The organism is Hyphomicrobium sp., from assembly GCF_009026145.1.
Taxonomy (GTDB): domain Bacteria; phylum Pseudomonadota; class Alphaproteobacteria; order Rhizobiales; family Hyphomicrobiaceae; genus Hyphomicrobium_A.
On the sequence record NZ_WBUE01000003.1, the window covers coordinates 214,565 to 235,039 of the forward strand.

Annotated in this window: 26 protein-coding genes; 3 read left to right on the top strand and 23 right to left on the bottom strand. The window is 61.6% G+C overall.

Annotated elements, in window-relative coordinates; genetic code table 11:
- Window positions 1-237: 237 nt before the first annotated feature.
- The 17 genes from F9K20_RS04375 to motA form a co-directional block, all read right to left on the bottom strand.
- On the bottom strand, window positions 238-1,179 hold the full coding sequence (locus F9K20_RS04375; RefSeq protein ID WP_290997702.1) for a flagellin: 942 nt from the start codon (window positions 1,177-1,179) through the stop codon (window positions 238-240).
- Between the two features lie 144 nt (window positions 1,180-1,323).
- Window positions 1,324-2,118 (bottom strand): flagellar type III secretion system pore protein FliP, encoded by a 795-nt coding sequence (locus tag F9K20_RS04380; RefSeq protein ID WP_290997704.1) that lies wholly within the window; start codon window positions 2,116-2,118, stop codon window positions 1,324-1,326.
- The gene (locus tag F9K20_RS04385; RefSeq protein WP_290997706.1) at window positions 2,115-2,627 is read right to left on the bottom strand and encodes a flagellar basal body-associated FliL family protein; all 513 of its coding nucleotides are present in this window, start codon (window positions 2,625-2,627) and stop codon (window positions 2,115-2,117) included. Before F9K20_RS04385 ends, F9K20_RS04380 begins: the two co-directional genes overlap by 4 nt.
- A gap of 13 nt (window positions 2,628-2,640) precedes the next feature.
- Window positions 2,641-3,360, bottom strand: coding sequence for a flagellar basal body L-ring protein FlgH (gene flgH, locus F9K20_RS04390; RefSeq protein WP_290997709.1), 720 nt, complete (start codon window positions 3,358-3,360; stop codon window positions 2,641-2,643).
- Window positions 3,357-3,899, bottom strand: coding sequence for a MotE family protein (locus F9K20_RS04395; RefSeq protein ID WP_290997712.1), 543 nt, complete (start codon window positions 3,897-3,899; stop codon window positions 3,357-3,359). The genes flgH and F9K20_RS04395 overlap by 4 nt, the downstream gene beginning before the upstream one ends.
- Before the next feature lie 341 nt (window positions 3,900-4,240).
- Window positions 4,241-5,314: a flagellar basal body P-ring protein FlgI gene (gene flgI / locus F9K20_RS04400; RefSeq protein ID WP_290997715.1), complete on the bottom strand. Its 1,074-nt coding sequence runs from the start codon at window positions 5,312-5,314 to the stop codon at window positions 4,241-4,243.
- Between the two features lie 95 nt (window positions 5,315-5,409).
- On the bottom strand, window positions 5,410-5,859 hold the full coding sequence (gene flgA, locus F9K20_RS04405; RefSeq protein ID WP_290997718.1) for a flagellar basal body P-ring formation chaperone FlgA: 450 nt from the start codon (window positions 5,857-5,859) through the stop codon (window positions 5,410-5,412).
- A gap of 32 nt (window positions 5,860-5,891) precedes the next feature.
- Window positions 5,892-6,674 carry a flagellar basal-body rod protein FlgG gene (gene flgG / locus F9K20_RS04410; protein ID WP_290997721.1) on the bottom strand — a complete coding sequence of 261 codons (783 nt, stop codon included), beginning with the start codon at window positions 6,672-6,674 and terminating at the stop codon, window positions 5,892-5,894.
- Window positions 6,675-6,684: 10 nt separating this feature from the next.
- Window positions 6,685-7,002 carry a flagellar hook-basal body complex protein FliE gene (locus tag F9K20_RS04415; protein WP_290997724.1) on the bottom strand — a complete coding sequence of 106 codons (318 nt, stop codon included), beginning with the start codon at window positions 7,000-7,002 and terminating at the stop codon, window positions 6,685-6,687.
- Window positions 7,002-7,421, bottom strand: a complete 420-nt coding sequence (gene flgC, locus F9K20_RS04420) for a flagellar basal body rod protein FlgC (RefSeq protein ID WP_290997727.1) — start codon at window positions 7,419-7,421, stop codon at window positions 7,002-7,004. Before flgC ends, F9K20_RS04415 begins: the two co-directional genes overlap by 1 nt.
- A 2-nt stretch (window positions 7,422-7,423) precedes the next feature.
- Window positions 7,424-7,804: a flagellar basal body rod protein FlgB gene (gene flgB, locus F9K20_RS04425; protein WP_290997729.1), complete on the bottom strand. Its 381-nt coding sequence runs from the start codon at window positions 7,802-7,804 to the stop codon at window positions 7,424-7,426.
- 41 nt (window positions 7,805-7,845) lie between these two features.
- A complete protein-coding gene (locus tag F9K20_RS04430) occupies window positions 7,846-8,334 on the bottom strand; it encodes a hypothetical protein (RefSeq protein ID WP_290997732.1) in 489 nt (162 codons plus the stop codon).
- Window positions 8,331-9,428 carry a flagellar biosynthesis protein FlhB gene (gene flhB, locus F9K20_RS04435; RefSeq protein WP_290997735.1) on the bottom strand — a complete coding sequence of 366 codons (1,098 nt, stop codon included), beginning with the start codon at window positions 9,426-9,428 and terminating at the stop codon, window positions 8,331-8,333. Before flhB ends, F9K20_RS04430 begins: the two co-directional genes overlap by 4 nt.
- Before the next feature lie 9 nt (window positions 9,429-9,437).
- Entirely contained in the window at window positions 9,438-10,469 is a 1,032-nt protein-coding gene (locus tag F9K20_RS04440) for a FliG C-terminal domain-containing protein (protein ID WP_290997738.1), read from the bottom strand.
- Window positions 10,470-10,481: 12 nt separating this feature from the next.
- Window positions 10,482-10,862, bottom strand: coding sequence for a flagellar motor switch protein FliN (fliN, locus tag F9K20_RS04445; RefSeq protein WP_290997741.1), 381 nt, complete (start codon window positions 10,860-10,862; stop codon window positions 10,482-10,484).
- Between the two features lie 45 nt (window positions 10,863-10,907).
- The gene (locus F9K20_RS04450; protein WP_367238094.1) at window positions 10,908-11,837 is read right to left on the bottom strand and encodes a flagellar motor switch protein FliM; all 930 of its coding nucleotides are present in this window, start codon (window positions 11,835-11,837) and stop codon (window positions 10,908-10,910) included.
- A 3-nt stretch (window positions 11,838-11,840) separates the two neighbouring features.
- Window positions 11,841-12,731, bottom strand: coding sequence for a flagellar motor stator protein MotA (gene motA / locus F9K20_RS04455; RefSeq protein WP_290997745.1), 891 nt, complete (start codon window positions 12,729-12,731; stop codon window positions 11,841-11,843).
- Between the two features lie 158 nt (window positions 12,732-12,889).
- Here motA and F9K20_RS04460 point away from each other — a divergent pair, with 158 nt between their 5' ends.
- The 3 genes from F9K20_RS04460 to fliI are packed head-to-tail and all read left to right on the top strand — an operon-like array spanning window position 12,890 to window position 15,750.
- On the top strand, window positions 12,890-13,672 hold the full coding sequence (locus tag F9K20_RS04460) for a DUF1217 domain-containing protein (RefSeq protein ID WP_290997747.1): 783 nt from the start codon (window positions 12,890-12,892) through the stop codon (window positions 13,670-13,672).
- Between the two features lie 3 nt (window positions 13,673-13,675).
- Window positions 13,676-14,401, top strand: coding sequence for a flagellar basal-body rod protein FlgF (flgF, locus tag F9K20_RS04465; RefSeq protein WP_290997750.1), 726 nt, complete (start codon window positions 13,676-13,678; stop codon window positions 14,399-14,401).
- Window positions 14,402-14,406: 5 nt separating this feature from the next.
- On the top strand, window positions 14,407-15,750 hold the full coding sequence (gene fliI, locus F9K20_RS04470; RefSeq protein WP_290997752.1) for a flagellar protein export ATPase FliI: 1,344 nt from the start codon (window positions 14,407-14,409) through the stop codon (window positions 15,748-15,750).
- Between the two features lie 17 nt (window positions 15,751-15,767).
- On the opposite strand, the gene F9K20_RS04475 is transcribed toward fliI, so the two are convergent.
- From F9K20_RS04475 to flhA, 6 genes are all read right to left on the bottom strand, one after another.
- Window positions 15,768-16,259: a hypothetical protein gene (locus F9K20_RS04475; protein WP_290997756.1), complete on the bottom strand. Its 492-nt coding sequence runs from the start codon at window positions 16,257-16,259 to the stop codon at window positions 15,768-15,770.
- Window positions 16,256-16,585, bottom strand: coding sequence for a hypothetical protein (locus F9K20_RS04480; RefSeq protein WP_290997759.1), 330 nt, complete (start codon window positions 16,583-16,585; stop codon window positions 16,256-16,258). The genes F9K20_RS04475 and F9K20_RS04480 overlap by 4 nt, the downstream gene beginning before the upstream one ends.
- Before the next feature lie 56 nt (window positions 16,586-16,641).
- Window positions 16,642-17,133: a rod-binding protein gene (locus tag F9K20_RS04485; protein WP_290997762.1), complete on the bottom strand. Its 492-nt coding sequence runs from the start codon at window positions 17,131-17,133 to the stop codon at window positions 16,642-16,644.
- 61 nt (window positions 17,134-17,194) lie between these two features.
- The gene (locus F9K20_RS04490) at window positions 17,195-17,596 is read right to left on the bottom strand and encodes a hypothetical protein (protein WP_290997765.1); all 402 of its coding nucleotides are present in this window, start codon (window positions 17,594-17,596) and stop codon (window positions 17,195-17,197) included.
- 4 nt (window positions 17,597-17,600) lie between these two features.
- Window positions 17,601-18,356, bottom strand: a complete 756-nt coding sequence (fliR, locus tag F9K20_RS04495) for a flagellar biosynthesis protein FliR (protein WP_290997768.1) — start codon at window positions 18,354-18,356, stop codon at window positions 17,601-17,603.
- Complete coding sequence (gene flhA, locus F9K20_RS04500; protein WP_290997771.1) at window positions 18,353-20,443, bottom strand: flagellar biosynthesis protein FlhA; 2,091 nt, start codon at window positions 20,441-20,443, stop codon at window positions 18,353-18,355. The genes fliR and flhA overlap by 4 nt, the downstream gene beginning before the upstream one ends.
- Between the last annotated feature and the right edge of the window lie 32 nt (window positions 20,444-20,475).

A 20,475-nucleotide genomic window follows, 5' to 3' on the forward strand; every position in this document is an offset into this window, starting at 1 on the left:
TTTGCGGGGACATGCCGGGTCGCAGCCGGTATGACAGCGCGGCATCATGCCCTTGAGCCCAACGCAGCCGGGCCCAACCTGTCATGCGCCGCCTTTTAAAGAATTGTGCTTAAGATCTGATTAATGACCGTCTCGCGCCGCCCGTCGCCGTTCGAATCCGCGCGAAAAATTGCCATAGGAAAAGCCAAGCTCGGAGTGAGCTTGGCTTCCAAAGCTCGTCGGTTCAAATCTCGCTGATTATTGCTGGAACAGGCGCAGGATGCTCTGGCTCGAGGCATTGGCGATGCTGAGCGCCTGGATGCCGAGTTGCTGCTTCACCTGCAGTGCCTGCAGGCGGGTCGATTCCTCGTTCATGTCCGCGTCGATCAGCTGGCTGATGCCGCCCTCGATGGCGTCCATCAGGCTGGAGACGAACGACTGCTGGATCTCGATGCGCGCCTTGGCGGCGCCGAGCGCCGTTGCGCCGGCGGCCATTTCGCTGATCGCTCGGTCAGCGCCCTTGATGTAGCCGTCGAGGGTGGCGAGATCGGCCGTGCTGTCGGTCAAGGCCGAGATGTCGAGGGTCGCGATGGTGAAGGTACCGGCCGCATCCACCACGCCCGTCGTGGCGTTACGCGTAGAATCGAGGATGCCGCTGGCCGCAGCGTTCGCATCGAACAGGATCATCGAGTTGGTGTCGATCGCGATCGTCTGTACCGAGATGGTGCCCCCGGCCCGGCTGATCGAGGAGATGATGCTCTTGGTGGCGTTGAAGCCGGCCGCGCTCGAGTCGACGGAGAGCCAGTTCTGGCCCTGCAGGCTCGCCGCGCTGGCGATGCCGGTGAGCTGCGCCTGCAGCTCGTCGATTTCCGTCTGGATCTTGGCGCGGTCGAGGCCGGGCTGCGCCGCCGCGACGAGCTTGTCCTTGAGCTTGGTGACGATGTTCTTGGCCTCGTCGAGGGCGGTGTAGGCGACGTCGACGGTGGCGGCGCCGAGGCCGAGCGCGTCCTGCACTGTGGAGAGGGCAGAGTTGTCGGACTTCATCGTGGTCGCGATCGACCAGTAAGCGGCGTTGTCGGCGGCCGTCGCGACGCGCAGGCCCGTCGAGATGCGGTCCTGCGTTTGCTCGAGTGCCATGTTGGTAGACGTGAGCGACCGCAATGCCGTCATTGCGGCGATGTTGGTGTTGATGCTGGCCATTGTGTGCCTGTGCCTATGATTGACGTCTTTGCGGGGACATCCGGATCGCAGCCCGTATGACAGCACGGCATCATGCCCTTGAGCCCCGAAGTCTCCGGGGCCCAACCTGTCATGCTCTACGCCACCAACGCGGCAATCGATATCTTACGCAAACGAGCGGATGAGCCCGCCCACTAGGAGGTTCCAGCCGTCTATCAGAACGAAGAACAGAATCTTGAAAGGCAATGAGATGACCGTCGGCGGCAGCATCATCATGCCCATCGACATCGTCAAAGTCGCAACGATCAAGTCGATGACCAGGAACGGCAGAACCATGAGAAAGCCGATCTCGAATCCGCGCCTGAGCTCGGAGATCATGAATGCAGGGATGAGGATGCGCAATTCGAGATCGCTCTCCCCTGCACTCGGAGGAGCCGCACTTGGAGCAGGCGCGGGGGGCGCCCCGGTCTTGTTCTGCTTCGGCCACAGGTATTCGTGCGCGAGATCGTTGAAGAGCTTCAGATCCTTGTCGCGCACGTTGGCGAGCATGAAAGAGCGAAAGGGGGCCGTGATGCGGTCATAGGCCTCCGCCTCCGTGATCTTATTCTCAATCAGAGGCGCTACGCCGCCCTGCCAGGCGCGGTCGAACGTCGGCGCCATGACATAAAGGGTCATGAACAGCGCCAAGCTGATCAGGATCAAGTTTGCCGGCGTCGTCTGCAGGCCAATTCCGGCCCTCAAGAAGGACAGCGCGATCACGAAACGTGTGAAGCACGTCACCATGATGAGAATTCCCGGCGCGACCGACAGCACGGTGATCAAGAGGACGAGCTGCACGATGCGGCCGGCCGCGGTTGCATCGCCGGGCGGCACAAGCGAATCTAGGCTTGGCAACTGTTGAGCGGCGACCTGCACGGAGCTGAACAGCAGGAGGCAGAGGATGAGGAGACCTCTTTTCATTCAATGATCAATCCTTGAATGACCAGCTCCCGCACACGGCCGCTGCTGCGCACGCGCACGCGCTCGTTCAAGTCCTCGGACAAGTGCTGGAAGCCGGTAGCTCCCTCTATCTGCTTGACCGAGATCGTGCGCAGGAACCCGACGATATCCTCCGAGATGCGGGCAGCGAGTGCGTCCGCATCGTCCGGGCTCTCGTGGAAGACGAGAGACGCCTCGAGACGGATCCAGACAGGCGGGCTCTCCGCGAGGTTCGTCACGATAGGAGCCAGCGCTTTCAGATTCGCGCCCTCCATGCGCTGGAGACCGCCGAGCAGCCCTAGGGGCTCACCCCCCTCGCTACGAACGGTCTCCTGGGCGCTGGAGAGAATTCGCAGGCCGGATAGAAAGCCCATGCCCCCCGCAGCCAGCGTCAGCGCGGCTACGATGAGGACAAAATAGAGCGTGGAAAGCTGCCGGCGCGGCTCCTGTTCCCCGTCAGCAAGCTTTCCGTCTTCGGCGACTGTCGTCATGCGGCTCGACCGATCACCAGGGGAGCACGTTGTCGACCAGCTGCTGCCCCCACGGTGGCTGCTGGACTTCCATCAGGCGACCGCGGCCACCATAGGCGATACGGGCCTCGGCGATCTTCTCGTAGGCAATGCTGTTATCGGCGGAGATATCGACCGGTCGCACGATGCCGGCGACGTTCAATACGCGCATCTCGAAATTGACCCGTACCTCCTGCGAGCCGCTGATGACGAGGTTGCCGTTCGGCAGGACGTCTGACACGACGGCGGCAACGAGGAGCTCAATCTCCTCGGAGCGTTCGATGCCGCCCTCACTCTTGGTCTTGGTCTTGGAGTCTGCGGTTGCGCCCAGTTCGCCCCCGTTGGCAATCGTGATATCGCTTGAAACGGCCCCATAGGTGAATCCGAGGTCCAGCGAGTTCGATGCGTCGCGCTTGCGCTCTGAATCGTTGGCGATCGAGGCCTTGTCCTTCATGTAGATCTTGACCGTTACGGTATCGCCGATCTTTCGCGCCCGCAGGTCGGAAAAGAGGTCGGCGCGGGAATCCTGCCAAATCGAGTTGTTGCCGCGGTAGACCGGCTCCGGTGCCGGCTCGCTGACCATCGCGACCCTCTTGGGCACGAGACCGCTGCCCACCGGCGTCAGGTGCGGCTCACGATTGAAATCGCGAACATCGACCGCGCATGCGCTTACGAGAGCTGCAAGCAAAGGGCAAATTGCGATCCTTGCGATCATGATCTGCCCTCGTCGGGGTTGGCGCGCGCGGGTGCGTCCCCGCCAGGCCGCGCGGCAGCAGCGGCGCCCGCGGGAGCCCCCTTGGTTTTCGGTACTCGTGCGGCCCCGGCAACGGTGGCCGTGAGCCTTGCCGCCTTGTCCGGAGGCATCTCGTTCAAGATTGCGCTGGCGTTTTGTGGCTCGAGCTTCATCAGCAGAGCGGCCGCAGTTTCCTCGTCCATGGCAACCAACTGCAGACCCGCCGCTTCGGGCTCCATCTGCGTGTAGATCTTCACCAGCGCGCTCGTGGCGCGCTTCAGGAACTCGTCGCGCCGCTCGACCCATGCCTTGTACTCGGCACTCTTCGCCTCCAACGAGGCAATGCGCTTGCCGATCTCCTTCTCCACCTGGGCAAGCTTTGCCATTTGCATGGCTGTGCGCGCGTCCGCCGCGGCACTGGCGATGTTGACGCAATACCCACGCGCCAAATCGGAACCTTGATTGTCGACGGCACCAGTCGTCAGCTCGTCGGCCGGCGGATCCCCCTCTTCGGCAAACAAGCGTGCAGAGTCTTCCGGCGACAACATCCGTGTCGATTTGATGGGATCGATGGAACCAGTTGTGATCTCTGCTCCCGCACTGGCTACAGTGCTTGGTTCAGAGGACGCTGGGGCAGGCGGAATGGGCACCCCCACATCGCTCAACATCTTCTTTATAGCTGCCGACTTTGGGTGAGGAATCGGCGGCGGCGGTGTTCTGGATGGAAGGCTCTCCGCCTTGCTGGCTCTGGCCACTACCGGAGCCCAACTTTGGTCCGCCGCAACGCACGCGGCGGGCGGGAGCATGCCAAGGATAAAGATCCCCGCCGCGCGCACGATTGATCTCAAACCAGCGTGGTCCATTATTGCACCACGAGATCAGCCTGAAGCGCACCCGATGTCTTGATCGTTTGCAGGACAGCAATGATCCCCTGCGGCTTCAGCCCCATCATGTTCAGCCCGCGAACCAATACCTGCAGACTCGTGCCTCGAACAATTCGGAGGGCTCCACCTTGCTCGTACGTTGATATGTCGGTTTCCGGCGTCACTACCGTCTGACCTTCCGAGAAGGGCAGCGGTTGCGAGACCTGCGGCGTTTCCGTAACGGTTACCGTCAGATTCCCGTGCGTGACGGCAACCGTGGAAATCTGTACGTCGCGCCCGATCACAATCGTTCCCGTTCGCTCGTCGACGACGACGCGAGCGGGCACGTCGGGTTCAACGATGAGCTCGCCGATCTCGGCCATCAGTCGCGCCGGCGACATCGATGGGGGACGTTTCACGGCCACGGAGCGCAGATCGGCCGCGCGCGCTAACTGCACCCCAAATCGATCCAGACCATAGGAGTTGATTGCGTCTGCGACGCGCACTGCCGTCGAGAAATCGGGATTGCGCAGCTCGAGGCCAACAAACTCAACGTCCACAAATTGGCCGGGAGCCTCGCGCTCGATGAGCGCGCCGTTGGGAATGCGACCTGACGTGGGCACATTCTGCGTCACCGTTTGGGCAGCTCCAGTGATCTGATAGCCGGAAACGGTAACCGGCCCCTGTGCCACTCCATAGATGAGGTTGTCCGCCCCGTAGAGAGGGGTCATGATCAAGGTCCCTCCCAGAAGCGACGTCGCATCGCCCAGCGAGGAGACAGTCACGTCTATGGTCGCGCCTGTCTGGACGAAGGGAGGGAGTTCGGCGGTGACGATGACGGCCGCAGAGTTGCGCGTGCGTGTGTTTTGTTTGCGAATGTTCACGCCCATACGGTCGAGCATCGCCTGTAGCGACTGCTCGGTGAAGGGCGAGTTGCGTAGACTGTCGCCGGTTCCGTTGAGGCCTATCACCAAGCCATAGCCGACCAGCTGATTGGCGCGGACACCTTGGATAGAGACGATGTTCTTGATCCTGGTCGGAGCGCCAAACGCTGGAAAATTGGATGGGCCCATGTCCCCACCCAATCGGCCAACGTCAGCGCAACGCGACGCGCTAGGGGCCAGGATCATGCTGGCGCAAAGGATCCAAATGAGGCTCAGGGTGCGCTTCATGGACCACCCACGTGCACGGCCCCGTCGGCTCCGATCGTCCCCTTTATGATTCGGCCGCTGTCGACATTGCGTACGGACACGACGTCACCCGTCCCTCCTGACTGGAGGGCAATAGCGCTGCCGGTAATGGTCAATGCGCCACTCTGAAAAATGATGAGCGCTGCCTGCCCCTGGGTGACGGCGTGCGGCTCTCTGATTGCGCCTTGGTTGATAGGGCGCCCCGGCAGGAGCGTTTGCCGAGCCACCTTACCGATCAGCGCATCGCTTGAGGACGTCGCCGAGGCCTCATCGACACTGCCCGACCGGAAGGCGCGCTCGGCAAGCATCCCTTTCACGATCACCTGTCCGGGGTAGATCGTGACGCGCGGAACAGGCAGCTGCAGTTGGCCGGCATGGGCGGAAAGCACGCCAGCGAGACAAAGGACACCGGCGGCGATTTGGCGCATCGATCGAGATCTAGACCGAAGATGGCTCATGGCTAGCCTCTCGATATCGTGCTGTACATCTCATCCACGGCCTGGATGACCTTGGAGTTCATCTCGTACGACCGCTGAGCCGTGATCAGCTCGGTGATCTCCTTCACAGGGTCGACGTTCGAGAGCTCAAGGTAGCCTTGTTCCACAGTGCCGAAACTCGGATCACCGGGCACGCCAGTCACCGGCGAGCCCGATGCTGGAGTTTGTTGGTAGAGATTGCCGCCCATCGGCTGGAGACCCGCATCGTTGGCGAAATTGGCCAACGTGATCTGGCCGAGCGACTGCAGATCGGTCTGCGTGCCCGTGCGCGCAAAGACCTCTCCGGTCTCATTGATGACGATTTCAGTCGTGTCCGCCGGAATGGTAATCGCCGGCTGCAAGAGATTGCCGTCGATTGTAACGACCTGGCCATTCGCATTCTTGTTGAAGCTGCCGGCGCGCGTGTAGAACGTCTCCCCGTTAGCTCCCTCGATTTGGAACCACCCACGGCCATTGATCGCGAGATCGAGCTTGTTCCCAGTGCTGGTCAGCGCGCCCTGGATGTGCAGATTACGAATTGCCGCGTTGCGGACCCCGAGGCCGACCTGTGCGCCCTCGGGGATGGGCTCTTGGTTGCCGCGGTTCGGTACACCGGCAGGCCGCTCTGCTTGATAGAGCAGGTCGGTGAATTCTGCGCGCGCGCGCTTGAACGCAGTCGTGTTGATATTCGCGATGTTGTTGGCGATCACCTCAACATTCAACTGCTGCGCGTTCATGCCCGTTGCTGCAATGGCGAGCGCTCTCATTCCCAGCTCCTCAGATTGCCATGCGGCTGATTTCCAGATACGCCGAGACAACCTTGTCGCGGACGGCCAGCGCCGTTTGCAGCGATTGCTCCGCGGCCATTACCGATTCCACGACCTGTTGGACCGACGCCTTATCCGTGATCCCGGCGACTGACGTCGCCTCGGCAGCCTTTAGCGTATCGACGGTATCGGCTGCCATGCGCGCCAGCATGTTGCTGAAGTCGTCGCTCGGCTCAGTCACCGCCGCGCGCGACCTGATCGTGGCATCGCCCTGTACCGGAGTGCTCCGACCTATGCCGGACACTGCAGGGAGGAGTTGCTCCAACATCAACTGCTCCTCAGCATATCGACCGTCATCATGACCATCGCCCGCGACTGCTTCATCATCTGCAGGTTGGCCTCGTACGAGCGATTGGCTTCACGCATGTCGGCCATCTCGACGAGGATGTTCACGTTGGGATACTTCACGTTTCCGCTCTGGTCGGCGGCCGGATGACTGGGATTGCGCTCCACGCGATAGGGACTGGGGTCGTTGCCGATTTGCTCGACACCCACGAGGTTGGCGCCGAGTGCCTCGTCGAAATCGTTGGAGAAGACGACCGTCTTCCGGGTGTATGGATCGCCACCGGGCGTACTGGCCGTCGACTGCGCGTTCGCCATGTTCTCGGCGATAACGCGCATTCGGTGCGACTGGACATCGAGACCGGCCGCAGCGATGCTCTGTGAGACCTTGAGCGGATCGATCACGATTAGCCCTTTGTGCTGGTTAGCAGCATGCGATGAAACGCTTTGACCACGCTGTTATTCAACGCAAAGGCACTGTTGACCTCTCCGGCCTTGACCAGCTCTTTCTCGATGCTGACCGAGTTTCCCGAGCCATACGTCTGCCAGCTGTCCTCCTCGGCCTCCGCCGCGCCTTCCAGCGGCCCGGTCGAGTGCGCAACATGCGCAGGGGCACTGGTTGCCATCGAAAGTTGTGACGATTGGAGGACGGCCTCGAACGGCTGCACATCGCGCGCGGCATAGCCCGGCGTATTGGCGTGGGCGATATTGCCGGTAATCGTCTCCTGACGGAGCGACAGCCAGTGGCTCCGTTGAGAGGCGATACTGAAAAGAGAGATGGGGCTCATGCCGATAGCTGCGCTTGATGTCTGCGTAGCTTAGTAGAGCCTTAAGCTTGTCCGAGGCTTGTCGCTGGCTGTCCAACGAGGCAGCGGTCCAAATCCTCGACCTCCGGGATAGGCATTAGGCGCGCGTCAGCGATGGCTTCGACGAGGCGCCGTGTATTCTCGTCCGGCTCCTCGGATGCCCCATCGAACGCGATGTAGGTGATCTCGACGCCTGCCCGTTGCGCCTCGAGGACGAGGCGGAAATAGAGGTTCACGCGCATATGCCGGAACTCCATGTCGAGCGCGATGGTTGGCGGCTGATCCCATCTCAGATCGACGTCGCCGGAATGCCCGAAGACGATCGTGCCCGGCTTGAAGAATAGTTCGGCGGAGGAGGCGACGAGATTGGCGATGTTGGCAAAACGCTCCGTGCGGACGAAATCGACATAGTCGGCAGGCTCAACCAGGCGCAGATCCGACGCCAACTCGCGAATCCCATGGGCAAGCGCTTTCTCGCGCTCGTATGTAAACTTGCTCGCTTGTTGCATCATCGGTGCGGAGTATTCCCCTGCGATGGCCTTCCGCGCGACATGATGTACAGGATCACGTTTGCCACAGCCCTGTAGAATTCCGGCGGAATGAGCTGATCCACCTCGACCTTATCGTAGAGCGACCTTGCGAGAAGCTTGTCTTCCACCACTGGAATGCCGTGCTTCTCGGCCACCGCGCGGATTTTCAGGGCAATGAGGTCAAGCCCTTTGGCGACCACGAGTGGCGCACGATTCTCCGTTCGGACGTATCGCAGCGCGATTGCATAGTGGGTCGGATTGGCAATGACGACCGTGGCCTGCGGGACACGCGCCATCATGCGTTTGCGGGCGCGGTCGCGCGCCAGAGAGCGCAAGCGCGCTTTGATGATTGGGTCGCCATCGGACTGCTTTTGCTCGTCCTTGACCTCCTGTCGCGTCATCCTCAGCTCGCGCCGCCAGAAGAACCGCGACCACACGAGGTCGGCCACAACCAGCAGAACGATTGCAGCAACGACAGCGAGGAATAGCCGGATCGCCATCGTCTGCATGAGCTCGGGCAGAGCATGCGGCGCCATGAACATGGAGTTGAATACGTCGAACCGGGCCGCGCGCACGAGCAGATATGCGAGGACGGCGAGCGCCGACAGCTTGAATGCGCCCTTTAGAAACTCGACCCATCCTTGGATGCCGAAGATTCTTCGCCACCCCGCGCTGAGGGACAGGCGCGACAACTGCGGCTTGATGCGATCGAAGACGATCCGCGGAGAATTCTGAAGCAGCGAGCTCGCCAGACCCGCGATGGCGAGCACGATGACAACGGGCGCGAGAAGTCGCGCCGCGTCAAAATTGACCGCCCCAAAGAGCTGCACTGCATCGGCAGTGTCTTCCAACGGCCATCGGCCCGGATCGTCGATGAAGCCCTTGAGAGACGACGCTAGCCCTATAGCGCCTCCGACGATGAAGAACGCCGTTATGAGGATCAGCCCTGCAAGGGAGGCAAAGGTGGGCAACTCCTTGGAGAACGGCACACTGCCCTTCTCGATCGCGTCCCGAATCTTCTTCTCGGTCGCTTCCTCTGTCTTGCCTTCTTTGTCGTTGTCGCCGCCGTTCGACATTGCAGCCTATCAATCGAATTGATCGTTTTCTGAGTTGCGGTCCTCGAGCGTGATCTCGCCGCGAGCCATCAGACTGAGAACCGTGGCGACAATTCCCCGCCGGGCTTCCTCGATATCGCGCGTACGCCCCGGGGGCGCGGCCTCGAGCTCCGCCTCGACCATGCGCCGAACTCTGGCGGTGAGCGTGGACAGAACAGCTTCTTGCAGGCCGGGCTCGGCACCGTTTAGGGCCAGCACCACTTGCTCCGTCGGCACCTTCTCGAGGATGAGAGCTCGCGCCCGAGGCTTCAGATTGGCGATGTCCGCAAACGAGAAGAGCATGCTCTTGAGTTCATTGGCATCCTCCGGTCTGGTCGCGGCGATGTTCTTCAGGATCTCATTTGCTTGCGATCCGTCGAGCTTGTTCAGGATGCCGGCGATGGTCTTGCGCGTTTCGGGGTTGGGCGCCGATAGCATCGTGGCGAGCAGATCGTCGTGAAGCCCCTTTTCGATGGCTGCCACTGCGCTGTCCGCAACCCCCTTGAGGCCAAGCATGCGGCGCAGAAGGGAATGGCGGAACTCAGGCTCGAGGGTACGCAGCAGCCGGGCGCCGGCATTCGAGTCGATCCGCGACAGGATGACTGCGATCGTCTGCGGATGCTCCTTCAAGACAAGAGGCTGCAGAACATTGTCTCTAAGCGGCACCAGCTTGTCCCATACCGGCTGCCCTTCGGATGGTTGATCCCGCATATATTGGGCGATCTCATCCGGGGTCATCACGTCCGCCAGAAGGCCCTTCACCTCTTCAGCCGTTCCGGCGAAGTTGATACCGCCGCTAAAACTCTCGGCGAACTCCTCAATCAACGCCTCGACCTGGTCGGCGCTAATCGGGCGCAGCCGGGAACTGGAACGAGTGAGGAGACGCAGCTCATCGGGATCAAGGCGCCTCAGCAGCTGCGCCGCCTTCGTCTTGCCGAGCGCGAGCAGCAAGATCCCGACCTTTTCCGGGCCGGTGAGCACATTGCGCTTGGAGCTGGCTCGGGATTGAGAGGGGGCGGCCATGGTGCTTCGTCGTCAGGGGAGATTCTCGGTCCCGGATGGACCCACCACCTCGGTCAGTGAGATGCCAAGTCGTGAGGGGTCGTCGTCCATCACGACCACCTCGCCGCGCGCGACAACACGACCGTTTACGATCACGTCGACTGGCTCACCGAGCTTCCGGTCGAGCGGAATGAGTGCCCCGCGGCCGAGCTTCAAGAGAGCCGCGACAGGCATCGATGCAGAGCCCAGGACAATCTTCACGGTAACGGGAATCCGCATGATTGTATCGAGACTGAGGCCTTCGGTCCCGGAAGGCCCAGTGGCGTTGGGTACGCGCCCAAATTGCGGGCTCCCGGCCGGCAGCTCGCCCGTGGCTCCCTCGGACTGCAGATTCAATGGGTCGAAATTCGACATGTCATTTCCTTGACGATCAGGTGCCCGTAGCCCGCCTAGCCGCAGCTAGCTGGCAAGGATATCCTCCATGAACTCTCGCTCTTGATCGATGAAATCACGAACGCGCAGCGCGTAAACTCCATTCGACTTGCCGATCTCGCAATTGATGAGCCGCTCGCCGTTGCATTCAACGCGCAACACACCGTCCGGGGTCGCGCTCAGCCGTAGCACTCGACCAACGGCAAATTGCGCCACGTCGGCAAGCGAAAGCTCTTGCTCGTCGAGCACTGCCACAAGCTCGACGTTCGCGCGGGAAACCTCGCTTTGAATCTTCTGGCTCCAAGCCGGATCGGGCCTGACGGCCTCGGGACCGGCAGTGCGCGATAGTTCGTTGCGCATGGGGCTCAGCACCGATTGCGACATCATCAGCGTGATGCCGCCCCCGAGCCCTAGAGCGAACAGATGGAACTTCGCGACGACAACCGGCACCGTCATGCGCCCCAAGACGTCGAAGCCCACTCGTGGAGCCGCAGCTCCGACGAGAAAATTCGTGGGTGCCACGGGCGCAAACGCGTGCTCCAGCGCGGTCGCGAAGTGCTCAAAGACGAGTTGCGCGAGTCCCAGCTCGGTTCTGGTGAGCGGCCGATCCTCCATCGGCGCCGGCTCCGACCCATCCCCGCCAAGCAACATTTCAACGGCTGTGAAAACGAATTCGAAATCCGCGCCGACAATCAGCCGGGCATTCCATTTTGGTGCTTCCAGAACGCATGCAACGCCCTGGTTTGCCGTGACCGCCATCAAGCTGTCGGGCGCCCGGCTCTCGACCTCCACTAGCACCAAGTCGGGAGCGGTAGCGGATATATTGCGGACCTGCTCCACCCAATTGCTCGCCGTCTTCTGCAGGACCGTGCGCAACATGGGGAGGCGATCGACCAGGTCCTGAGGGCCGGCAAAGGGACCTTCCAGGCTTCTGCGCGCACCGGCTGTGTGTGCCATGCGTCAGGCCGCCTCCGCCGCAGCCGGCTCCCCGCTGGGGACGCTGGAGCTCAGGGCAATTTGTTCCACGTCGTCGATTGAAGGACGCTCATAGACTGAAATCGTCTTGCGCCCGTGTTCTAGTGCCACTTGGGGCATCGCCCCGTTCATGAAGGCCAGCAGCGTCTGCTTGACGATGACATACGAGCGCAGCTGCTTCTCGCGAAGTACCTTTATCTTGTTGGCGAGCGGCGAGACGACGGCATAGGAAAGGAAGATCCCGGCGAAGGTCCCGACCAGCGCTGCGCCGATGAGGTGGCCGAGGACCTCGGGAGACTCGTCGAGCGCACCCATCGCCTTCACGACACCAAGAACCGCCGCCACGATTCCCAGGGCAGGGAGCCCCTCCCCGACGCTGACGAGCGCATGATAGGGCTTCATCTTGTCGTTGCGGGCGGTATGGATCTCCTCATCCATCAGCGCTTCGATCTCATGGGTCCGCGCATTCCCAATGATGATGAGACGACAATAGTCACAGATGAACGTCGTGAGATCGCGATTGGCGGCGATGCTGGGAAACCTCTGGAACAGCGGAGACTGTTCGGGGCTGTCGATGTGCTCCTCGACCTCGTTGCGGGGTTTGCTGCGAAGCTCGCGCATCACGAAATAGAGGATCCCCAGAACTTCCAGGTATTGCTGCCTACCGGGCGCGTCGCTTGTAAAGGCCTCCTTAAGGCCCGCGCCAGTATCCTTTATCGTTTTTAAGGGGTTAGCGACGATGAACGTGCCGAGCGCTGCGCCGCCGATGATCATGAACTCCCACGGCTGCCATATGACGCCGACGTGCCCCCCCATCGCGACGAAGCCGCCGAGCATGCAGCCCAGGGTAACGATGAGGCCAATGACAATGGTCACGTTACGGAATCCGAGGTGATTTTATCCTCTTACGAGTTGACCATCGCTTCCTTGCGTGAAGCTGGCTGCCCCGGGCGATGCCCTGAGGCCCCGGCACCAGCTTCAGGAAAGCCAATTGATGCAAGCTGCTCGCCAGCAACTGATCAGGATGCTCTACCGTGCTCACCACACTAGCCAACTACCGCCTCGTCAGTAACAACATTGAGCGCTCGCTGACGAGCACCGCCGCTCAGCCGCAGGTCGCGCGCGAGACCGAGTACTACCTCGCCAACATCGGGAACGTGAAGTCGATCGACGACTTCCTGGCCGATGACCGGCTCTTCACCTACGCGATGCAGGCGTGGGGCCTAGGTGACATGAGCTACGCCAAAGCCTTCATGCGCAAAGTGCTGACGGAGGGCGTCGATTCCAATGATGCCTTCGCGAACACACTTGCCGATTCGCGCTACAAGGAATTCGCCAAAGCATTCAATTTCAAGCTCTATGGAGAAGCGACCACCAATTGGCAGTCCGCGCGGCAAGGTACCGTCGATCGCTATGTGCGCCAGAAGGTGGAGGAGGATGCCGGCAGTCAGAACGAGGGCGTCAGGCTGGCCCTCTACTTCGAGCGCAAAGCATCGAGCATCACCAGCGCTTATTCCATTCTGGCCGACCAGGCCCTGCTGAAGGTGGCCCAGACCGCCCTCGGCCTTCCCGCGACAATGTCCCTGTTGGACATCGACCGGCAGGCGGAATTGATCGCCGACCGAATCGACCTTGAGGACTTCCAGGACACCACGAAGGTTCAGGCCTTTCTTACGCACTTTGCCGCCACCTGGGAGATCGAGAATTCGACCGCGACGCAGCTGGCACCCAGTCTCCTCCTCGTCCAGCCCATCGAAGCAAGCGTGAGCTCCGAGCTTCTCAGCAACCTGCAAAACCTCAAGCTCGGTGGAGCCTAAGGAATGCAATCAGGTCTCTATGTGGCGCTCTCCTCGCAGATGGCCTTCCAGAAGCGCATGGACACCATTGCCAACAACGTCGCCAACGCCTCAACGCCAGGCTTTCGCCGCGAGGAGATAAAGTTTGAGGCCATGCTGGACCAGGCGGCTAGCGAACCGGTAGCGTTCGCGTCGACTGGCGACACGTACATCAAGCGGGATCCCGGCCAGATCATACGAACCGGCAACCCGCTCGACGTTGCCGTCCAGGGCGACGCCTGGCTGGGCATTCAAACTCCTTCCGGGACCGTCTACACACGTGACGGCCGCATGCAGATCACAGCGGAGGGCCAGCTGCAGTCGATTGCTGGCTATCCGATGCTCGATGCCGGTGGCGCCCCGATCCAGATCAATCCCAATGCCGGGCCACTGCAGATCGCCAGCGATGGCATGATCACGCAAAATGGGCTGCAGCTCGGCGCCATCGGTCTCTTCACGATTGACCCGGGCGCGTCGCTGTCGCGCTTCGAGAACTCAGGCGTGATCCCAGATCAGCCTGCCGTTCCCACGCTCGATTTCAACCGCTTCGGAGTCGTGCAGGGCCATATCGAAGGCTCCAACGTAAACCCGATGTGGGAAATGTCCCAACTCATCCTGGCATCGCGAAGCTACGACGCGGTTTCGAACTCCATTGACCAGTCCGAAGACTCGCTTCGCGAAGCCATCAAGGCGCTTGGACCCACTTCGTGAGCTCCATGACGGGAGGCGAAGCACGCCTCGATGCCCTCACAGCGCTCGCCGAACGCGTGTCAGCGGCAAACGCCACGCAATCGCTGGTACGGGTGGGCGGCACCGTAACGCAAGTGACGCCGGCATTCTGTTGCGTGTCTGGACTCTCGCCTTTTGTGAAGCTTGGTGATCGGGTCAGCTTGTCCACCGGCGGCCGGCCACAGTTCGGAGAGGTCATTCGCCTCGACGAGACGCGCGTGACGATCAAGACTTTTGACGAACCCATCGCCGCCGGGCTCGGAGCAAGGGCCTGGCGAACGGGCCCGGCAGCTCTCAATCCCGACCCCTCCTGGAAAGGCCACATCTTCAACGCTCTTGGAGTGCCACTCAGCGATGGTGCAGCGGTACTGCATGGGCACCAACCGGTCTACCCAGACCGCAGCGCGCCAGCGCCGCTGCGGCGGCAACGAATAGACACACCCTTCAAGACGGGCGTACGGGTGATCGACCTGTTCACGCCTCTCTGCTTCGGTCAGAGGATTGGCATCTTCTCGGGCTCGGGCGTCGGCAAATCGACCCTTCTCGCCATGCTCGCGCGCGCGAAGGGTTTCGATACGGTCGTCATTGCCCTGGTCGGGGAGCGCGGTCGCGAGGTGCGTGAGTTTCTGGAGGATGCCCTCGGCAGCAATAGAGAGCGCGTGATCGCGGTCGTCTCCACAGGTGATGAAAGCCCCATGATGCGGCGGCTGGCGCCGAAGACGGCAACGTGCATCGCCGAGTACTTCCGGGACCGTGGCGAAAGGGTGCTACTCATCGTCGATTCGATCACACGCTTCGCCCATGCGGCCCGCGAGGTGGCGCTCGCCGCCGGCGAGCCGCCCGTCGCCCGGGGCTATACTCCGAGTGTATTCAGCGGCCTGCCAAGCCTTCTCGAGCGTGCCGGACCGGGCGAGGAAGGATCGGGCTCCATAACAGGAATCTATTCGGTGCTCGTCGACGGCGATGACCACAACGATCCCGTGGCAGACAGCATTCGAGGCACGCTCGATGGGCACATCGTCCTCGACCGAGCCATTGCGGACCAGGCGCGCTACCCGGCCGTAAATGTCCTGTCGTCGATCTCACGTTTGTCCCAGCACGGGTGGACCCCGGAGCAGCGCAATCTCGTCGCCAAGCTGCGCGCCATGATTGCCCGCTTTGAGGATACGCGCGACCTTCGCCTTATGGGCGGGTATCGGGGCGGGGCCGACCCTGAGCTCGACAAGGCAATAGAAATCGTCCCCAGGGTGTTTGAAGCGCTGAAGCAGAGCCCGCGCGACCTGGCGAGCACGGACGCGTTCCAGGAAGTGGCGCGCGCGCTGCAGGCATAAATCAATCAGGAAACTCTTTAGCGGGCGAAGTCGGGTCGCATCTTTATGAGATTGGCGCCGTTGCGCACTTCGTTCTTGGGCACGAAGTTGAACTTCGCGATCAGCACGTCCTCGACAAGCTCCTCACCGAAGCGCTCGTTGATCCGCGACTTGATCGAGGCGGTCAGAGCCTGAAGGTCCTGCTTCTTCGAACCGCGCAGAGTCGCGGCATCTCCGCCGTAGATCGCCCTGAACGCCGCATCCATGAGAAAAACGTCGGGCTTCACCGACATGCGCCGTAGGTCATCTGACTTTATCGTGAACGTAAATTGGGCGAGGACGTATCCCTGGACAGCGCCGTCTGCGGCGACGGGGACGCTGATGATATCGGTCTGTATCGACTGGAGGCCGCCGAAAAGCTTATCGACTTCCGCCTCCGGCGGCGTCTGCGTCTGCCAAAGCGTCGCTGCATAGCTCGACAGCGCCGTCACGAGGCAAACCCACAACCCCGTGGCGATCAACCTGATCATCGATAGGTGCCGCCCGTGCCGACATGCTGGGAGTACGTCCCGTCCCACTCGCGATCTTGGATGGTTTCCGCCACCACGCCGGCGATTTCGCGAACGGCTTCGAGATGCCTGCGCAGAATGGCACGATTGGTCTCGAGCTTGCTGCGCAACGCCTTGAGGCGCGCGATCAGCTCGGGATCGAGCGTAACTCCTTCCAGGGATCGGGCGGCAAGGCCGAGCTCGAGCAAGGCTTGGCTCTTACCGTTGTTCGATTCCCTCAAGTCGATCGTAGCGCGCGACCGCAGTGCCTCCGTCTCGCGGTCGACCAGCTTCTCGATGCGCTGCATCGTCCTGTCGATCGAACTGCGCGCCGCTTGCCCTCGCTCGCTAAAACCTTGTGGCATCATATGTCATCGACCCCCGATGAGGCTGAAGGTGGAGCGGCCGACGACGCGACCGGCCCCGCAGCGATCTGCTTTGCTATGCCGAGCGTTCCGGTGCGTGCAATCTCGGCTGCGAGCTTCTCGGCCAGCATCGACTTCCAAATCTTGCCTGCGGTTCCGCTACCCAACATGGCCTCGGCGTTCTCGGGCATCATGGCCTCGATCATGTTCTGCAGAAGCACCGCCTCGAACTGAACATAGACGTCGGAAATCTTCTGGGAGCCATCCGGCGCGGAGGATGGAGAAAGAAATCTCGCCGAACGAGTTGTGTCTGCGCCGGCATGCCGAACCTCCGCGGACCATGCAGGCGTGGGATCGGCCGGCTGCGCAACCGCATCCGCCGCACTGGTCGCTTCTCGGCTCAGCCTCTCGAGGCGGGATACCGCTTCGCGATGCTTTGCGGCATCGGCGGCCCGGGAAACGCCGAGAATGAGGTCGGGACCGGATGTCATGCTCAGTAACCGAACCCTTGCGCACCGAAGATGCTCGTTTGTGCAGCTTCACCCCCCGAGCTTATGGGAGGCTTGCGCCCTCGGGCCGCGTTATCCGCTCAATGACGTCGAGCAGCTCCTTCTCCGCGCGAGCCCTGGCGTGCCGTTGCTCATAGGTGCGCGAGAGACGTTCCGCGCATTTTGTGCGTGAGGCAAGGACGCTCAGGGCTCGGGAGCGGCGCTCCAGCTCCTCGGCAACACGTACCGACTCTTCGCTGAGAGACTTCAATCGGCGCACGATGACGGGTACGAACAGGCCCTGAGGCCCTTCGTCCGTATTGAGCGAGCCACAAAGCTCCTCCTGCAAGGCTGCAAGCTCGGCCTGCCGGCTTCGTAAGCCGGTAATTCTTTCTTCCTCGAGCCGCTGCAAGCCCTTGTGTAGGTCGAGGAGGCGTCGGGCCTTTTTCAGCCGGGCTTCGATCATAGCGTTACACTCTGGCGAGCCAATCCGAGAACCCAGTGATAAACAGTTGCAGAGCCTCGCTGCAGGTGAAGTAGAGAATCATTCCGCCTCCGGCCAAGACGAACGGGATCGATATGAAATAGACGGGGATCTGCGGCGTCAGCTTGCCAAGGATGCCGAACATCAGGTTGATCAACAGTGAATAGACGATGAAGGGGGCGCTGATCCGCAGGGCGAGGAAGAAGGCGTCGGTGAGTGCGTCGACGATCTTCATCGCACCGAAGTTGGCCGCGAGCTGCTTGGCGACCGGTACGGCGGAGTAGGAATCCACGAGCGCGCGCAGCACTTCCCAGTGGAGGTCGGCGACGAAGATCAGCACGGACGCCGTCAAAGTGATGAGGCCCGTCACCGCCGCCACTGGCTCGCCTTCCTCGATCTGGGCGTCGGGGGTGTTCGAGAGCCCGACAAGCATCGTAATCGCGGACCCGGCGAACTGCAGGGCGAGGAAGAACATGCGCGCCATGAGCCCGATGATGGCGCCGACCAGCATCTCTGAGGCGATCAACCCGAGGACGGCGACGGGCGAATCGTTGGGGGCTGCCTCCTGCACATCCGCGGCGAGCAGAGGCGCCAATGCCAGCGTTACGGCAATGGCGAGAAAAAGGCGCACTCGGGGTGGAACACGCGGAGACGAGAAGCCCGGCATCAACATCAGGCAGGTGCCGATCCGACAAAAGATCAGGAAGGTCGCCAGGACAACTTGCGGCCCAATGACCGTCACGAGATCGTCCCAAGCGACTTGATCTGGACTCCCCGAGCGATCTCCAGATGGGAGAGAACGGGCAGCGTTGCGAAGAGGCGTTCTATCACCATCCTGACGTAGGGCCGTGCGTCGGGAGCAGCGACCAGCACAAACCTATGCCGCTGGTCCATCAGGCGGCGGATCACACCTGTGGCTTCCGTACTGAACTGTTCGATCAGCTTCGGATCGATATCGAACTCAACTACTTCACCCTTGCCGTCGCGCTTGAGGCTCTGGTGGAAGGCGAGCTCCCAACGATGGCCGAGACGTAGAACCTTTAACACGCCGTCATCTGCCATCTCGCCGCATATCTGCTGCGCCATGCGCAGGCGTACGTGCTCAGCGATCTGCTCAGCACGCCCCACGTGGGGAGCGATTTCGGCGATCGCCTCTAGGATCAAATGAAGATTGCGGACGGAGATGCGCTCAGCCAGCAAGAGCTTCAGCACCGCCTGCAATCCCGAGTAGGAAATTCGCGACGGGATGATCTCATCGATCAGACGGCGATATTCCGGCTCGAGCCGATCCAACAACGCGCGCATGTCCTTGTACGAAAGAAGCTGCGCCAGGTTGTTGCGGATGACCTCGCCGAGGTGCGTCAGCAGCACCGACATATTGTCGACTGCCGTAAAGCCATCCCGTTGGAGCGCGCTCGCGAACATTTCTGAAGTCCACAAGGCCCTCATGCCAAATGCAGGCTCGCGTGTCTCATCGCCCGGGACATTCGGCAACGGGCCGTCGCCGACGATGGCGAGCACGTCGCCGATGCGGAGTTCCTCGCTCGCCACCACGGTGCCGTGAATCTTGATCTGATAGCTCTTGGGCGGGACCGAAAGATCGTCGGTGAGACGGATCTCCGGCACGACAAACCCATATTGGCGCGCGAACTTGTGGCGCATCTTGCTCACCCGCTGGGCAAGCTCATTGTGCGCCGCCATCAGCGTTCCCGAGATCTGCTTACCGAGGCACAGCTCCAACTCGACGGTCTTGAGCGATTCCTTGACCGACTGGCGCACCTCCTCCTCTGCCTTCAGCCTGGCCTCGCGTGCTTTTGCTTCCTCGGCGGCCTTCGCCGCCGCGTGACGGCGGGGAATGGCATAGGCGACGAACCCCATCGTGCACCCGAGCAAAGCGAAGGGGAGGAACGGCAGCCCCGGAGCGAAAGCGAGCACGAACATGACTACGCCGGCGAGAGTGAGCGCGCGCGGATGGTTGCCGAGCTGCCCGAATACCGCCTTCTCTGCGCTGCCGCGGGTTCCACCCTTCGAAACGAGAAGGCCAGCCGCAAGCGCGACGATGAGGGCGGGAATTTGCGTGACGAGGCCGTCGCCTACCGACAGCTTGGTGAAAACGTCGGTTGCCTCGGAAAAGGACATGCCGTGCCGGGTCACACCTATGACGATCCCGCCGAACACGTTGATCGCCGTAATGATCAACCCGGCGATAGCATCGCCGCGCACGAACTTCGAGGCACCGTCCATCGAGCCGAAAAACGAGCTCTCCTCCTCGAGCTCCCTGCGGCGGCGCATGGCTTCTTTCTCGTCGATGAGACCCGCAGAAAGGTCGGCATCGATCGCCATCTGCTTGCCGGGGATCGCATCGAGCGTGAAGCGCGCGCCGACCTCGGCGATACGCGTGGCACCCTTGGTGATGACGAGGAAATTCACCGTGATCAGGATCGCGAACACGATGGTCCCGATGATGAAGTCGCCGCTCATCACGAAATTGGAGAAGCCGGCGATGACATGCCCGGCCGCGGTGTAGCCCTCGGCTCCATGCGACAGGATGAGACGCGTTGTGGCAATATTCAGCGCCAGCCGCAGGATCGTCGCGATCAACAAGACGGTGGGAAATGCCGAGAAGTCGAGGGGACGCTGAATCCACAGCGCCACCATCAGCACCAACACTGAGAGCGCAATAGAGAAGGCAAGCCCCACGTCAATAAGCGGGGCAGGCAACGGCAGGAACAGCACCGCCAAGATTAAGACGATGCCGATCGCGAGGCTGACATCCCGGCTCCCGGCTCGTTTGACCGGTGCCGCCGCTGTCACAATCGATTCGCCCATGACCTCCCCTCAGCCGCGCCAGCTAGGATTAG